Origin of the sequence: Streptomyces sp. NRRL S-646 (assembly GCF_000720765.1) — a bacterium.
GTDB lineage: Bacteria > Actinomycetota > Actinomycetes > Streptomycetales > Streptomycetaceae > Streptomyces.
Genome location: NZ_JODC01000019.1, coordinates 1 through 15,234 on the forward strand (window position 1 = coordinate 1; position 15,234 = coordinate 15,234).

Here is a 15,234-nt window from a genome sequence, read left to right on the forward strand (position 1 = left end):
CTCCGCCCCTGAACCCCGGCGGGGACTGCGTCCCCTGCACCCCGCCTCGGGACTCCGGCCCCGGGACCCCGTGCCCTGCACCCCGCTTCGGGGCTCCGCCCCTGGATCCCCGCGGGGACTGCGTCCTCCCCTGCACCCCTCGCGGGGCTCCGCTCCTGGACCCACCTCGGGGGGCCAGCCCCCGGACCCACCTCAGGGGGCCAGCCCCCGGACCCCGCGGCACTGCTCCCCCGGGCTCCTTCGCGGGGCTTCGCCCCTGCACCCCGTTTCGGGGCTCCGCCCCGGACCCCGATCGGCCTGAACGGCCTCGTCCTCAAACGCCGGACGGGCTGAAAGTGCCTGACCGGCGCCTGGAGAGTGCACCCCCGCGAGTGGGCGGGGGATCGGGATGACAGACACGTCCTCGCAGGACGCACGGGCTGAAAGCTCCTGACCAGCACATAGAGAGAGCGCCCCCACGGGTGCGTGGGGGATCGGGATGGCACACGCGTCCTCGCAAGACGGACGGGCTGAAAGCGCCTGACCAGCGCATGGGGAGTGTGTCCACACCCCGGCCCGGGGGGCTGCGCCCGCAGGCGGGCGGGGGTGGTTGAGGGCAAAGCAATGCCGGCGCAGCTCCCCAGCTGCGCCGGCATTTTTGCCGTCCGCCGCACCCCCGTCCCCACGGGGTTTCATGGGTGGATGTCCCCGCCCGGACCGCTCTTCCGGGCCTGGGGTCGCCGCTCAGCGCCCCAGCATCACGCCCACGGACGACGCCTGTGTGGCCACTGTCTCCCAGCCGTCGAAGACGAAGAAGAGCAGGGCCGCCAGGGGGAGGGCCATGAGTGTCGCCACCAGGGGGTGGCGGCGGCCCGTGCGGCGGCGGAGTGCGGTGCGCTCCCGGGTGCGGATCAGTGTCCGCGGTGCCGTTAGGGCCATGGTCCCTCTCCTGACCGTTCTCAGTTGTCGTTGGCAGCGGCGGGTGTCTGACCTCGGGGGACGAGTGCTGCACCCGCCGCTTGACCTCAAATCTAGGCGTCCGGCGCTCGCCGCACGTCATGCCCTCGTACCGATTGCCGGGCCTCCCGGAGGATGAGCCATGAGGTGGGGAGTACTCCCCTGGGTGGAGACGTGGACCTAGGTCTCAGGGTCTTCCCGGAGGGGGCGCCCGGTGTGTCCGGCCCTTTCCGAGCTGTCCTCCCTGGGGATCGGCTGTTCTACCAGGGCCAGCACCCGGTTGGCCATGAAGCGGGCCGTGCGGACCACGGAGCCGCTTCGGGTGACTTCGCTCACTTCCACGACACCTCGGCGTACCGCAGTCTCCACCCGGCGGCCCGCCCTGCTGGCCACCACCTCGTAGGTGCGGGTCGTGTCTCCCGCATCCACGACTATTTCCACGCGATCACCCTTCACGTGTTCAATCCCCCTTCTGTGATGGGTGGTTGGGGCCCCAGGGAGGGTAAAGGCCGCCTTTTCACGGGGTCCCTGACCACCCTTCAAGTCTCGCATCCGGCACTGACAATCGATCTGGGCGAGAGGGCGCGGCCTCTGCGCGCGGGCGGCCGTGGAAACGTAAGCTGTGCCACGTCACACGGACCGGGCAGCGGGGATGAACATGGCGATGATGCGCCTGAGGCGCGAGGACCCGCGCGTCGTCGGCTCGTTCAGGCTTCACAGACGGCTCGGCGCGGGTGGGATGGGCGTCGTGTACCTGGGCTCCGACAAGAAGGGGCAGCGGGTCGCGCTGAAGGTCATCCGGCCGGATCTGGCGGAGGACCAGGAGTTCCGGTCCCGGTTCGCGCGGGAGGTCTCCGCCGCGCGCCGGATCAGGGGCGGGTGCACAGCCCGGCTCGTCGCCGCCGATCTCGAGGCCGAACGGCCCTGGTTCGCCACTCAGTACGTGCCCGGGCCCTCGCTGCACGACAAGGTCGCCGACGGGGGGCCGCTGGGTGCGGCCGATGTGGCGGCTGTGGGAGCCGCCCTCTCGGAGGGGCTCGTCGCCGTGCACGAGGCGGGCGTCGTGCACCGGGATCTCAAGCCGTCGAACATCCTGCTGTCCCCGAAGGGACCGCGGATCATCGACTTCGGTATCGCCTGGGCGACCGGGGCGTCCACTCTGACGCATGTCGGCACGGCTGTCGGCTCCCCCGGTTTCCTTGCACCGGAGCAGGTCCGCGGTGCCGCCGTCACCCCGGCCACGGATGTGTTCTCGCTGGGGGCGACCCTGGCGTACGCGTCGATGGGGGACTCACCCTTCGGGCACGGCAGTTCCGAGGTGATGCTGTACCGGGTCGTACACGAAGAGGCGCAGTTGCACGGCGTTCCGGACGCACTGGCTCCGCTCGTGCGGGCCTGTCTGGCGAAGGATCCCGAGGAGCGGCCCAGCACGCTTCAGCTGTCGCTGCGGCTCAAGGAGATCGCCGCCCGTGAGGCGCAGGGGCTCGCCGACCCTCGTCCGCCCGCGCCGCGTTCCGGGGAGGCGGACCGGCCCACCGGGCGGCTCGTCGACACCTATCCGGAGCAGCAGCGCGAACACCGTCGTCCCCCGGGTCCGCAGGGAGCTCCGCCGTCGCGGGGTGCCTCCGCCGGGCCGCGCGGGGTCCCTCCGGTGCGGGGCGGGGCGGGTCCTTCGCGGGGCGCCGGCGCCTCCCGTGGTGGGCCCCCGCCACCCCAGCGTTCCGGGCCCCGGCCCGCGCAGGGGTCGCGGAACACGGCCCGCCAGGGCACGGGGGCCCGGCCCGCGCCGCGCAGCGGTACCGGTCGTCCGGCGCCCAGACCCACGGGGACGGGACGGCGTCCTGCCAATCCGCGGTTGCTGCGGCAGCGGCTGTTCGTGTTCGTCGTCGTGACGCTGCTGGTGGCGCTCGGCATCGCCGCGGCGCAGGGGTGCCAGGGGCCGCCGCGGGGGCTGGGCGGTGGCGACGGCGTCGTACGACAGCAACAGCAGGTGGAGCCGGGGCGCGCCCAGGTGAACTGAGGGGTCACAGCTCCGGCAGGATCCGTTCGAAGAACTCCCGGTCGCCGTCGAAGACCGGGGTGAGCGCCAGGAACTCCTCGGGGGTGACCCACCGGGTCTCGGCGACCTCGGCGGGGTCGGGGACGACCTCGCCGGTGGTCGCGTCCGCCGTCCACCAGTGGAGGCGGAAGAGACCGTCGTCGGTCTCCGACTCCCAGACCTTGGCGAGGGGGGAGACAGTGAGGCCAACCTCCTCCCGGACCTCGCGGACCACGGCCTGCTCCTGGGTCTCCCCCGGTTCGACCTTGCCGCTGAGGGGCTGCCAGTAGCCGGGGCGGGGGACGCCGGGGCCGCGGCGGATCGCCAGTACCCGGCCGCCCCGGCGCAGGACCGCGACGATCGCCTCCCGCTGGGGCACCGGACTATCCCGGCGGGCGGCCCGTGGCCACCGCGTAGAAGGCGACCGCGGCCGCCGCGCCCACGTTGAGGGAGTCGACGCCGTGGGACATGGGGATGCGGACCCATTCGTCGGCGGCGACGAGGGCCTGGGTGGACAGGCCGTCGCCCTCGGCGCCGAGCATCAGGGCGACGCGGTCCATCTTGTGCGGGGCGGCCTCGTCGAGGGATCTGGCCTTCTCGTCGGGGGTGAGCGCGAGGAGCGTGAAGCCTGCCTCGCGGACCGACTCCAGGCTCTTGGGCCAGGTGTCGAGGCGGGCGTAGGGGACGGAGAAGACCGCGCCCATCGAGACCTTGACGCTGCGGCGGTACAGGGGGTCCGCGCAGTCCGGGGATAGCAGGACGGCGTCCATGCCGAGGGCGGCCGCCGAGCGGAAGATCGCGCCGATGTTGGTGTGGTCGTTGACCGACTCCATGACGACGACCCGGCGGGTGGTCTGGAGGAGGTCGGCGGCCGTCGGCAGCGGCTTGCGCTGCATGGAGGCGAGCGCGCCGCGGTGCACGTGGTAGCCGGTGACCTGTTCGGCCAGGTCCGGGCTGACCGCGTACACCGGGGCCGGGAGCTCGTCGATGACGTCGCGCATGACGTCGACCCACTTCGCGGACAGCAGCATCGAGCGCATCTCGTACCCGGCGTCCTTCGCCCGGCGGATGACCTTCTCGCCCTCGGCGATGAACAGGCCCTCGGCCGGTTCGCGCTTGCGGCGCAACTCGACGTCGGTCAGGCCTGTGTAGTCGCGCAGGCGCGGGTCGTCGGGATCCTCAACGGTGATGAGATCGGCCACAGGGTGATACTGCCTTGTCCTGAGTGTGGTGCCAACGGCTGTGTACGAGTTGGGTTACCCGCGGTTACGCGGACGTCTGCGGGCCTACGCCGACAACCTCGCCGATGACGATCACCGCGGGCGGCTTGACCTCCTGCGTACGCACGGTTTCGCCGACCGTCGCCAGGGTCGCGTCGACGCGGCGCTGGGCGGCCGTGGTGCCCTCCTGGACCAGGGCGACGGGGGTGTCGGCCGGCTTGCCGTGTGCGACGAGCGTCTCGGCGATCTTTCCGATCTTGTCGACGCCCATCAGGATCACGAGTGTGCCGGTGAGCTTCGCGAGCGACGGCCAGTCGACCAGGGAGCGCTCGTCGTCGGGGGCTACATGGCCGCTGACGACTGTGAACTCGTGCGCGACGCCGCGATGGGTGACCGGGATGCCGGCCGCGCCCGGGACTGAGATCGAGCTGGAGATGCCGGGGACGACGGTGCAGGGGATGCCGGCCTCGGCGAGGGCGTTCAGCTCCTCCATGCCCCGGCCGAAGACGTAGGGGTCGCCGCCCTTCAGTCGTACGACCGACTTGCCCTGCTTGGCGTGCTCGATCAGGGCGTTGTTGATGGCCTCCTGGGCCATGAAGCGGCCGTACGGGATCTTCGCCGCGTCGATCACCTCGACGTGCGGCGGCAGTTCGGCAAGGAGGTCGCGGGGGCCGAGGCGGTCGGCGATGACTACGTCGGCCTCGGCGAGGAGGCGGCGGCCGCGGACCGTGATGAGGTCCGGGTCGCCGGGGCCGCCGCCGACGAGGGCGACGCCGGGGGTGCGGGTGCGGTGGTGCGGGGCGACTAGGGTGCCGTCGCGCAGGCCCTCGACGACCGCGTCGCGGATGGCGGCGGTGTGGCGGGGGTCGCGGCCGCGGGCCTCGGTGGTGAGGACGGCGACCGTGACGCCCTCGCTGTGGCCGGTCGCCGGGGTCCAGGCCGTGGCGGCGTCGGCGTCGTCGGAGCGTACGCACCACACGCGGTGGCGTTCCGCTTCGGCGGACGCCCGGGTGTTCGCCTCTGTGTCGCCGCTTGCGATCAGGGCGTACCAGGCGTCCGCGAGATCGCCTTCGGCGTACGGGCGCTTCTGCCAGGTGATCTCGCCCGCGTCGGCCATGGCCTCGACGGAGGGGGTCGCCTCGGGCGACACGAGGAGGATGTCCGCGCCTGCTGCGATGAGGGCCGGGAGGCGACGCTGGGCGACCTGGCCTCCACCGAGGACGACCACTTTGCGGCCGGTGAGGCGGAGGCCTACGGGGTAGGCGGGGTTTTCGGCCATGAGGGTGCGGCTCCTCTTTACGGCGGTGCAGTGGCCCTGACGTGCGGATTTTAAAGGGCAGGAGGTGGTGGCGGCTCAGGTGGTCCAGTGGCTGAGCACCATGGCCGGGTGCGTGCGTGGTCCGTGGGTAGCCGTCCCGCAGGGCGGGACGGCTACCCACGGACCACAGACGCCTACTTTTCAGTTACCCCTGCGGAATCGAACGTCGCCACCTCGTGCATCGCCCTGGCCGTGCTCTGGACCAGCGGGAGGGCCAGAAGGGCGCCCGTGCCCTCGCCGAGGCGGAGGTCGAGGTCGACCAGGGGGCGCAGGCCCAGCTTGTTGAGGGCGGCCACATGGCCGGGCTCGGCGCTGCGGTGGCCGGCGATGCAGGCCGCGAGGACCTCGGGGGCGATGGCGCGGGCCACCAGGGCGGCGGCGCCGGCGCTGACGCCGTCCAGGATCACCGGCGTACGCAGCGAGGCGCCGCCCAGCAGCAGGCCCACCATCGCCGCGTGCTCGAAGCCGCCGATAGCGGCGAGCACGCCGATGGGGTCGGCCGGGTCCGGCTGGTGGACCTCGATGGCACGGCGGACGACCTCGGTCTTGCGGGCCAGGGTCTCGTCGTTGATGCCGGTGCCGCGGCCGGTCACCTCGGCCGGGTCGGTGTCCGTGAAGACCGAGATCAGGGCGGCGGACGCCGTGGTGTTGGCGATGCCCATCTCGCCCGTCAGGAGGGCCTTGTTGCCGGCTGCCACCAGGTCGCGGGCCGTCTCGATGCCGACCTCGATGGCCTGCTTGGCCTCCTCGCGGCTCATCGCGGGGCCGGTCGTCATGTCGGAGGTGCCCGCGCGGACCTTGCGCGGCAGCAGGCCGGGGGTGGCGGGCAGGTCGGCAGCCACGCCGACGTCCACCACGCACACCTCGGCACCGACCTGTCCGGCGAAAGCGTTGCAGACCGCTCCCCCGCCGAGGAAGTTGGCCACCATCTGGGCGGTGACCTCCTGCGGCCAGGGGGTGACCCCCTGCGCGTGCACGCCGTGGTCGCCCGCGAAGATCGCGACGGCCGCGGGCTCCGGGATCGGCGGCGGGCACTGACGCGAGAGCCCGGACAACTGCGCGGAGATGATCTCCAGCATGCCGAGCGCACCGGCCGGCTTGGTCATGCGCTTCTGCCGCTCCCAGGCCTCGCCGAGCGCCTTGGCGTCCAGCGGGCGGATCTGGGCGACGGTCTCGGCGAGCAGGTCGTGCGGCTCCTCGCCGGGCAGGGCGCGGCGGCCGTACGTCTCCTCGTGCACGACCCAGGACAGCGGGCGGCGCTTGGACCAGCCGGCCTGCATCAGCTCGGGCTCGTCCGGGAACTCGTCGACGTACCCGACGCACAGGTAGGCGATGACCTCCAGATGCTCGGGCAGACCCAGGGCGCGGACCATCTCGCGCTCGTCGAAGAAGCTGACCCAGCCGACGCCGAGGCCCTCGGCGCGGGCGGCGAGCCAGAGGTTCTCGACGGCCAGCGCGGCGGAGTACGGCGCCATCTGGGGCTGCGTGTGGCGGCCCAGGGTGTGGCGGCCGCCGCGGGTCGGGTCGGCGGTGACGACGATGTTCACCGGGGTGTCGAGGATGGCCTCGATCTTCAGTTCCTTGAACTGCTTCGCCCGGCCCTTGGGCAGCGACTTCGCGTAGGCGTCGCGCTGGCGCATGGCCAGTTCGTGCATGCTGCGGCGGGTGTCGGCGGAGCGGATGACGACGAAGTCCCAGGGCTGCGAATGGCCGACGGACGGGGCCGTGTGCGCGGCCTCCAGGACGCGGAGCAGCACCTCGTGCGGGATGGGGTCGCTGCGGAAGCCGTTGCGGATGTCGCGGCGCTCGCGCATGACCTTCATCACGGCCTCGCGCTCGGCGTCGTCGTAGGCGGGCGCGGCCGGGCCGGTGGACTGTCGTACTTCTTCCACGGCGGCCGTGCTCTCTTCTTCCTGGTCGGCGGCCCTGGTGTCCAGGTCCTCCGCGTGCTGTACGAGGTCGGGGTCGGCCTCCCGCGGGGCGGGGACCTTGACGATCGGCTCCGGCGCCCGCTCCTCCTCCGGGGGGAGGGTGAGTGCGTGCGGCGGGGTCGGGGCGAGGTTCGGGGTGGTCGGCACGGAGCCCTCGACGAGGATGAACTGGCCGACGGACGCGTCCGGTTGCGGGTCCGCGGGCTCCGCGGCGAGCGGCTGGGGCGTCTCCGTGCCGGGGCCGGGACGGGCCGGGTCCGCAGCCTCCTCGGCCGGGGGTGCGGGCGGGACCTCGGCGGAGACCACGGCCGGCTCGGGGGCGAGGGGCGCTGCGGGGTGCGCCTGGTCCGTCGGGGAACTCGCCTGGGCCGGTTGGTCGGTGGCCGGCGCGGAGGGCATCGGGGACACGGCGGGGGCGGACGGGTCGGCGACGGCAGCGGCCTCGGGCTGCGCGTCCGCTTCCGGCGCGGGCGTCGGTGCGTCCGGGGCGGTCTGGACGGGGTGACCGCTCTGGTCCTGGAGAGCGTGCTCTGCTGCCACGAGGTGAGGTGAGGGCTCGGGGGCGGCGGTTGCGTCTCCGGCCGGTGCCACGGGCTGCGCCGGGTCCGGGGCTGCCGGGAAGGGGGCGGCTACGGCAGCCTCCGCGGTCCCGGGGGCGGGCGCCTCGGCGGTTTGTGCGGGTTCGACAGCGACAGCCTGGGCGGGTTCAAGGACGATGGGCTCGGGCGCAGCCAGGTGGGCATCCGGCGCCAGGGTCTCGGGTGCCTGTGCCGCCTCGGGGGCGATTGCTTCAGGTGCCTGTTCGGTGGTGGGTGCGGCCGCCTGGGGGAGCTGCGCAGCTTCCGGTGCGATCGTCTCGGGAAGCTGCCCGGCCTCGTCGGCCACTGCCTGGGGGAACTGCCCGGACTGGTGGGCGACCGCCTCGGGGAACTGCGCGGTCTTGTGGGCAACCGCCTCGGCGAACTGTCCGGCCGCTGCCGCGACCATCTCGGGCGACTGCTCGCTCGCGGGTGCCACCGCCTCCGTGACCTGCGGTGCTTCGGGCGCCACAGCCTCGGCGGGCTCCCCGCTGACGGGCGCAGCCGCCTCGGTGATCGGTGCGCCCTCTGGCGTAACGGCCTCGGCGATCGGTGACGTAACGAGCTCGGTGATCGGCGCGCCCTCTGACGCGGGCCCCTCGGCGACCGGCCCAGCCGCAGGCGTAAGGCCCTCGGCGACCGGTGCGCCCTCAACCGTCGGCGTTCCTTCCGGCGCGGGGGCTGCCTCCGGAACCTGGCCGGCCTCCGGCGCAGGCGCCGCTGCGGGAGCCGATACGGCCTCAGGTACAGGCCCAGGAGCGGGTACGGCCTCCACACCGGGCACGGCTGCATCGGGCTGCCCGCCTTCGGGTGCCACTCCGGAGCCGTACGTCTGCGCGGCCTCCGGCGCTGAAACGACCGGTTCGTCCTGCCCGGCGTCCGGAGCAGCCGGGAGAACCGCCCCCTGCTCCACGTCTTGAGTGGCTCCCGCCGGGGCAAGGTGCCCGCCGTCCACGGCAGCCCCCAGCGGAGCCGCCTGCGCGCCGTCCGCGGCGAACTCACCCGGAGCACCGTGCCCACCCCCCGCGGCGGGGAACCCGCCGGGAGCGACGTGCCCGTCCCCGGCAACAGGTCGACCGTCACCCGCGGCAGCCCCGGCGGTCTGCCCGCCCTCCGCAGCGGACACCCCCACCGGAACGTGCCCGCCCTGCGGGCCGTAGGCCACGCCGCCGTCACCGTTCTGCGCCGCCGGAGCGGTCTCCGTGGCCATGGGAGCCATGACGGCCTGGGCCGCGGCCACCGGCTCCGCGCTCGGCTCGGCTACTGGAACAACCGTTTCCGCAGCGGGTGCCCCGGTGTTCACCGGTACCCCTGCCTGCACCGCGGCCTGCGCCTGGGGGCCCCAAGGGGCCGCGCCCTGCGGGGGCATCTCGCGTAGTTGGGGGGCGTCGAAATACTCGGGGCCGGCGGTCGGCGTGCCGGGCTGGCGTACCGGTGCGCCCGCGGGGCCGCGGTCGGCGAGGGAGCGGACCGGGCTTGCCGAGGCGTCGGGGATCGGCGGGCCGAGGTGCAGCGGGCGGCGCGGGGGCACCGGGGACGACGCGGGTGTCGGGTTGGGGAGGCGGACGCCGCCGAGGTCGACCGAGCCGCTGTCGCGGCCGGCCGTCTCGTGCGGGCCCGGCTCGTGGACGGCCTCGACGACCGGCTCGGGCGCGGGCGGGGCGACCTCGTTGCCCCACGGGCTCTGGGCGCCCGGCAGCAGCAACAGGTCTTCGTCCTCGGCGGTGGTCTCGGAGAGGTAGGTGTACGCACCGTGCGCGTGGACGCCCGGCTGTTCCACCATGCCTGCGCTCTCCGGCAGTCCCTCGCCCGGGACCTGGCCGGTGTCGGTCATGCGTACCCCTCGCCCATCGGTTAGTGCTTCTACGTACAGCCCACCGGGAGCGGCGCACCGACCGCCCCCGCAGTGAAGAACGAGCGTGCCTGCCCAGCGGCACGAACGACCCGCCCGTAAAAGGCGACAAAGCCATTCAGTGGCATTGTCCCGGCCGTTCCTCCGTCACGACAGGTTGATCCGTGACGACCCGCTGTGGACTGCGCCACGTTGCGCGTCCTCCGGTTCTGCCGTACCGCGCCCACCCCAAAAGGGGCGTGTTTTCCGGACATTGACGAACGAAGTTCCGGGCCACCTGGTGCGGTACAACAGTCGGCCAGCCTACCGCGAGCGGTACGACTACAGGATCACCGGGACGGCAGAAACCAGGATCACTGGGACGGCGCCAGGGTCACGATGCGCGCCCCGGCAGCACTCCGCTGAGCAGGAACGCAACGCTCCGCTCCGTCTCCGTCCAGGCCCTGGTGTCGAGTTCGACGGACTGGATCAGGGCGCACTCGACCTGGTAGCCGTGCTCCGTCAGGTCCCGGCCGACGAGTTCGGCCGCGTCGCGGGTGGCGGCGTGGGTGACGATGCGCTGCGGGCGGCGGTCGGCGACCGCGGAGACCACGGCCGCTCCCCCGCCGCCGACGCGCACGACGTCGGGCTCGGGGAGGTTCTCCAGGACGTGCGGAGCCGTGCCCTGCACGATCTGCAGCTGGACGCCGAAGTGCCGGGCGGCGGCGTCGGTGCGGGCGCAGGCCTCCAGCTTGCGGTCCACGGCGATGACGGCTGCTCCGGCGCGTGCGGCTTCGGTGGCGAAGGCACCGCTGCCGCAGCCGATGTCCCAGACGAGGTCCCCGACGCGCGGTCCCAGCCGGGCGAGTTGGGCGGCCCGGAGCAGATCCGTCTCGCCCTCGCCGAGCGGCCCGTCGTAGACCTCGCCGGGCTGTGTCCAGCCGCGCGGTCCGGCTCCCGGGTCGCGACCGGCGAGCCAGCCGCCGCCCTCGCCGGAGCCGCCCGGCGCGGTGGGTCCGCCGATGACGATGACGACGTTCGGGTCGCGCCAGGTGTGGTCGGGGGCCTTGTCGGAGGTGACGACGGTGACCTGTTCGCGTTCGGTGCCGAGTTCCTCGCAGATGACGAAGGTGCGGTGGACGCCTTCGAGGAGGAGGCCGAGTTCGGCGGGGCCTGCGCCGGGTGAGGTGAGGACGGCGACTTTGGTGTGGGCGCGGCACACATTCACTGCGCGTCGCAGGGTGCGGCGGTGCGCGACGACCACCTGGGCGTCGTCCCAGGGCATCCCGGCGCGGGCGAATGCCGCGGCCACGGAGGAGACGGCGGGGACGACCTCGACCTCGAGGCCGAACTCGGGTGCGCGCAGGGTTCGTACGACGCCGAAGAACCCGGGGTCGCCGTCGGCCAGCACCACGGCGGTTCCTCGGTGGCCGGCGATGCGGCGGGCGGCGAGGGAGACGCTGCCGAGGCGGATGCGTTCGGCGGTGGGCGGCACTTCGGGCAGCGCCAGGTGGTGGGCGGCGCCGGCCACCAGGGTGGCGGCGGCCAGGGCGGAGCGGGCCGCGGCGGTCAGGGGCGAGCCGTCCCAGCCGATCACCGTGACACGGTCGGCCATCGTCGTCGGTCTCCAGGGGTTTTGCGCAGGTCGGGCTCCGTGAGGGTACCTGGTGTCAGGTGTGGGCCCTCGAGCCCCCAGGGTTCAGTTCCAGTCGGTGAAGGTCGTGAAACCGCCGGTGTCGGCCAGTTCCTCGCCCGCGCCGTCGAGGTCCTCCGGCAGCAGGCTCCACACGATGAAGTCGGTGCGTACGTCGCTCCAGGTGCCGTCCTCGGCGCGGACATGGGCTATGCAGGCGTTGCGCAGGACGCCCTCGCTGATGCAGCCGATCTTCTGGGCAACCTGCTGGGAGGCGGTGTTGTCGGCGGCCGTGCGCAGCTCGATGCGCTCCAACTTCTGGTCGCTGAAGAGCCATTGGGCAGTGGCGAGCGCGGCCTCCGAGGCGTAGCCCTCGCCGCGCGCCCACGGGGCGATGATGTACGACAGCTCGGTGGACCGTACGTGCCAGTTGGTCTTGGCGAGCTGCACGATGCCGACCAGGCGCTGGGTGAGGAACTCGGTGACGGCGAGATCGAGTCCGCGGCCCGTCGCCCGCTCGGTCGGCGCGTACTCGGTGATCCAGGTGCGAGCCTGGTCCTCGGTGAAGGGCTGGGGGACGTCGGTCCAGGCGCCGACCTGCTCGTCGTTCATCATCTCGGCCAGCGCGCTCACGTCGTCCTCGTCGAAGGGACGCAGCACCAACCGCTCCGTGCTGATGGAGATGTTGGGGAAGGTGCTAGTCATGCGCCACTCCGTAACCTTCGGAAAACCTTCAGAGCCTGCTGAACTGCCCAGCATGCAGCATGTGGGCACGCAACCGCACCACGGGGCCCACACCAGGTGAGCGAGTGGACCCCGTGCGTGGCGATACGCCGTATACGTGCCGTCAGGAGAAGGTTCAGAAGGACGGGATGACCGAGCCCTGGTACTTGTCCTCGATGAACTTCTTCACCTCGGGGGAGGTGAGCAGCTTGGCGAGCTTCTTCACCCGCGGGTCCTTCTCGTTGCCCTTCTTCACCGCGAGGAAGTTGCCGTAGGGGCTGTTCTTCGCGGACTCCAGGACGAGGGCCTCCTTGGCGGGCTTGATGCCCGCGGAGATGGCGTAGTTGCCGTTGACGACCGCGGCGTCCACGTCGTCCAGGGAGCGCGCGGTCTGGGCCGCCTCGACCTCCTTGAACTTGAGGTTCTTCGGGTTCTTGGCGATGTCCTGCGGGGTCGCTTCGCTGCCCGCGCCGTCCTTGAGGGTGATGAGCCCGTTCGCGGCGAGCAGCTTCAGGGCGCGGGCCTCGTTCACGGCGTCGTTCGGGACGGCGATCGTCGCACCGCTCTTTAGGGCGTCGGCCTTCTTGACCTTGTGGGAGTAGAGGCCGAGCGGCTCCAGGTGCACGGTGACGACGGGCACGATGTGGGTGCCGCGCTTCTTGTTGAAGTCGTCGAGGTACGGCTGGTTCTGGAAGTAGTTGGCGTCCACCGAGCCGTCCTCGGTCGCGGTGTTCGGGACGATGTAGTCCTGGAACTCCTTGACCTCCAGGTCGAGTCCGGCCTTCTTCGCCAGGTTCTTCTTGACGAAGTCGAGGATCTCGGCGTGCGGGGTCGGGCTCGCGGCGACGACCAGCGGTCCGCTGTAGTCGGAGGAACTCGATGCGGAGTCCGTGCCCGAGCCGCAGGCGGTGAGCCCGAAGGTGAGGGCTCCGGCGGCGAGGACGGCGGTGGTGAGTTTTGCGGTGTTACGCACGAAAAGTGCCTTTCCTGAGGGTGTAGCGACCCCGCGATGGGTAGTGCGGGGAGTCTGTGAGGGGGTTACGCGACCTTGCCGACGTCGGGGGTCGCGGGCTCCTCGGGCTTGAGCAGGCGGAGCCTGGGTGCAGCGCCGGAGCGGCCGCCGCGGCTGTGCAGGGAGCGGGCCGCGTAGTCGCCGGCGAACTGGATGACCGAGATGACGACGGCGAGGATCGCCACGGTGATCCACATGAGTTCGGTCTCGAAGCGCTGGTAGCCGTAGCGGATGGCGATGTCGCCCAGGCCACCGGCGCCGACCGTGCCGGCCATCGCGGAGTAGCCGATGAGGGCGACGATCGTGGTGGTCGTGCTGGAGATGAGAGAGGGCAGGGACTCCGGTACGAGGACCTTGCGGACGACGGTCCAGGTGTTGCCGCCCATCGACTGCACCGCCTCGACGAGCCCACCGTCCACTTCGCGGACAGCCGTCTCAACAAGGCGCGCGAAGAACGGGATCGCCCCGATGGCGAGCGGCACGATGGCGGCCTCGCGGCCGATGGTGGTGCCGGTGATCCAGCGGGTGAAGGTCATCAGGGCGACCATCAGGATGATGAACGGCATCGAGCGGGCGACGTTCACGATCTGCCCGATGACCTTGTTGGCGAGGACGTTCTGCAGCAGTCCGCCCCGGTCCGTGAGGACGAGCAGGATGCCGAGCGGGAGCCCGCCGACGACGGCGATCAGCGCGGACCAGCCGACCATGTAGAGGGTGTCCCAACACGCCTGGGACAGCAGGGGCTGCATCTCGGACCAGGTCACAGCTCGGCGCCTTCCTTCAGCAGTACGGGCTCCTGGCCCAACACGTCGATCTGCAGGCCCTGTTCGCGCAGGAAGCCGATCGGCACGACGTTGTCCTCGTAACGGCCGGGCAGTTCGATGCGCATCCGGCCGACCTGGAGTCCGCCGACGGTGTCGATGGCGGCGCCCAGGATCGAGATGTCGATGTTGTAGGTGCGCGAGAGCTGCGAGATGACGGGCTGGGTGGCGGCCTCGCCCTGGAAGGTGACGTCGACGACGGTGCGGTCGGCGTCGGTGGCCTCGCCGTCCACCGGGAAGAGGGCGGAGGCCAGCTCGGAGCCGGGGGTCGCGAGCAGCTCGCTCACCGTCCCGGACTCGACGATGCGCCCCCTCTCCATCAGTGCGGCCGAGTCGCAGATCGACTTCACGACGTCCATCTCATGGGTGATGAGCAGGACGGTCAGACCCAGCTGCCGGTTCAGGTCGCGCAGCAGCTGGAGGATCGAGCGGGTGGTCTCCGGATCGAGGGCGCTGGTCGCCTCGTCGGACAGCAGGACCTTGGGGTCGCCGGCCAGGGCGCGGGCGATGCCGACACGCTGCTTCTGACCGCCGGAGAGCTGGGCGGGGTAGGCCTTCGCCTTGTCCGCGAGCCCCACCAGGTCGAGCAGCTCGAGTGCCTTGCGGGAGCGCTCCTTGCCGGACTTGCCGAGGATCTCGAGCGGCAGCTCGACGTTGTCCTGGACCGTCCGCGAGGACAGCAGGTTGAAGTGCTGGAAGACCATGCCGATACGGCTGCGCGCCTGGCGGAGCTCCTTGCCGGCGCGGGGGCCGCGCCCCGCGAGGGCGGTGAGCTCCTGCCCGGCGACGGTCACCGTCCCGGCGGTGGGCCGTTCCAGCAGGTTGACGCAGCGGATGAGGGAGGACTTGCCGGCGCCGGACTGGCCGATGACGCCGTACACCTCGCCTTCGCGGACGTGCAGGTCGACGCCGTCCAGGGCGGTGACCTCACGGCCGCGTGAGCGGTAGACCTTGGTCAGGCCTGAAGTCGTGATCACTGGGTTTCCGTCACTGTCGAGTACGCGGGCGTGGGTGTGCCCTGGGTACGGGAGAGAAGTCATGCGCGGGCGGCTCGCATCACGTACGGCCTTCATGGCGTACGGACATGCCGCGGCGGCTCGCTTCGGGGCGCGAGGCTCAGGGTGTGGTGCAGGGGCCCTCTAGAAGGCGCGCATTCGACACATACAACGAGCACCGGGCGTCATGGTCGCCTC

12 protein-coding genes are annotated in these 15,234 nt (G+C 72.1%); 1 reads left to right on the forward strand and 11 read right to left on the reverse strand.

Annotated features, from left to right (window positions below):
- Positions 1-723: 723 nt before the first annotated feature.
- Both IH68_RS0139485 and IH68_RS0139490 read right to left on the reverse strand, forming a co-directional pair.
- Positions 724-918: a hypothetical protein gene (locus IH68_RS0139485; RefSeq protein WP_030945662.1), complete on the reverse strand. Its 195-nt coding sequence runs from the start codon at positions 916-918 to the stop codon at positions 724-726.
- Positions 919-1,116: 198 nt separating this feature from the next.
- Entirely contained in the window at positions 1,117-1,392 is a 276-nt protein-coding gene (locus IH68_RS0139490) for a hypothetical protein (RefSeq protein ID WP_030945664.1), read from the reverse strand.
- A gap of 196 nt (positions 1,393-1,588) precedes the next feature.
- Between IH68_RS0139490 and IH68_RS0139495 the strand changes: the two genes are divergently transcribed.
- Positions 1,589-2,956: a serine/threonine-protein kinase gene (locus tag IH68_RS0139495; protein WP_037886033.1), complete on the forward strand. Its 1,368-nt coding sequence runs from the start codon at positions 1,589-1,591 to the stop codon at positions 2,954-2,956.
- Positions 2,957-2,960: 4 nt separating this feature from the next.
- Here the strand turns inward: IH68_RS0139495 and IH68_RS0139500 are convergent, their stop codons facing one another.
- The 9 genes from IH68_RS0139500 to IH68_RS0139540 form a co-directional block, all read right to left on the reverse strand.
- Positions 2,961-3,353, reverse strand: a complete 393-nt coding sequence (locus IH68_RS0139500) for an NUDIX domain-containing protein (protein ID WP_030945670.1) — start codon at positions 3,351-3,353, stop codon at positions 2,961-2,963.
- A gap of 4 nt (positions 3,354-3,357) precedes the next feature.
- Positions 3,358-4,176, reverse strand: coding sequence for a TrmH family RNA methyltransferase (locus tag IH68_RS0139505; protein WP_030945672.1), 819 nt, complete (start codon positions 4,174-4,176; stop codon positions 3,358-3,360).
- Positions 4,177-4,240: 64 nt separating this feature from the next.
- Entirely contained in the window at positions 4,241-5,473 is a 1,233-nt protein-coding gene (cobA, locus tag IH68_RS0139510) for a uroporphyrinogen-III C-methyltransferase (RefSeq protein ID WP_030945675.1), read from the reverse strand.
- Between the two features lie 173 nt (positions 5,474-5,646).
- Positions 5,647-9,855: a nicotinate-nucleotide--dimethylbenzimidazole phosphoribosyltransferase gene (cobT, locus tag IH68_RS0139515; RefSeq protein WP_030945677.1), complete on the reverse strand. Its 4,209-nt coding sequence runs from the start codon at positions 9,853-9,855 to the stop codon at positions 5,647-5,649.
- Positions 9,856-10,246: 391 nt separating this feature from the next.
- A complete protein-coding gene (gene cbiE, locus IH68_RS0139520) occupies positions 10,247-11,467 on the reverse strand; it encodes a precorrin-6y C5,15-methyltransferase (decarboxylating) subunit CbiE (protein WP_030945680.1) in 1,221 nt (406 codons plus the stop codon).
- Positions 11,468-11,551: 84 nt separating this feature from the next.
- Complete coding sequence (locus IH68_RS0139525; RefSeq protein ID WP_030945683.1) at positions 11,552-12,190, reverse strand: GNAT family N-acetyltransferase; 639 nt, start codon at positions 12,188-12,190, stop codon at positions 11,552-11,554.
- Between the two features lie 154 nt (positions 12,191-12,344).
- On the reverse strand, positions 12,345-13,181 hold the full coding sequence (locus IH68_RS0139530; protein ID WP_030945686.1) for a MetQ/NlpA family ABC transporter substrate-binding protein: 837 nt from the start codon (positions 13,179-13,181) through the stop codon (positions 12,345-12,347).
- Between the two features lie 65 nt (positions 13,182-13,246).
- On the reverse strand, positions 13,247-13,984 hold the full coding sequence (locus tag IH68_RS0139535) for a methionine ABC transporter permease (RefSeq protein WP_030945690.1): 738 nt from the start codon (positions 13,982-13,984) through the stop codon (positions 13,247-13,249).
- On the reverse strand, positions 13,981-15,018 hold the full coding sequence (locus IH68_RS0139540; protein ID WP_030945693.1) for a methionine ABC transporter ATP-binding protein: 1,038 nt from the start codon (positions 15,016-15,018) through the stop codon (positions 13,981-13,983). Before IH68_RS0139540 ends, IH68_RS0139535 begins: the two co-directional genes overlap by 4 nt.
- Between the last annotated feature and the right edge of the window lie 216 nt (positions 15,019-15,234).

Bases quoted from the DNA above. Each gene is read 5' to 3' on its own strand.
- cobT (WP_030945677.1), bottom strand. From the start codon at position 9,855: ATGACCGACACCGGCCAGGTCCCGGGCGAGGGACTGCCGGAGAGCGCA.
- cbiE (WP_030945680.1), bottom strand. From the start codon at position 11,467: ATGGCCGACCGTGTCACGGTGATCGGCTGGGACGGCTCGCCCCTGACC.
- IH68_RS0139495 (WP_037886033.1), top strand. From the start codon at position 1,589: ATGAACATGGCGATGATGCGCCTGAGGCGCGAGGACCCGCGCGTCGTC.
- IH68_RS0139485 (WP_030945662.1), bottom strand. From the start codon at position 918: ATGGCCCTAACGGCACCGCGGACACTGATCCGCACCCGGGAGCGCACC.
- IH68_RS0139525 (WP_030945683.1), bottom strand. From the start codon at position 12,190: ATGACTAGCACCTTCCCCAACATCTCCATCAGCACGGAGCGGTTGGTG.
- cobA (WP_030945675.1), bottom strand. From the start codon at position 5,473: ATGGCCGAAAACCCCGCCTACCCCGTAGGCCTCCGCCTCACCGGCCGC.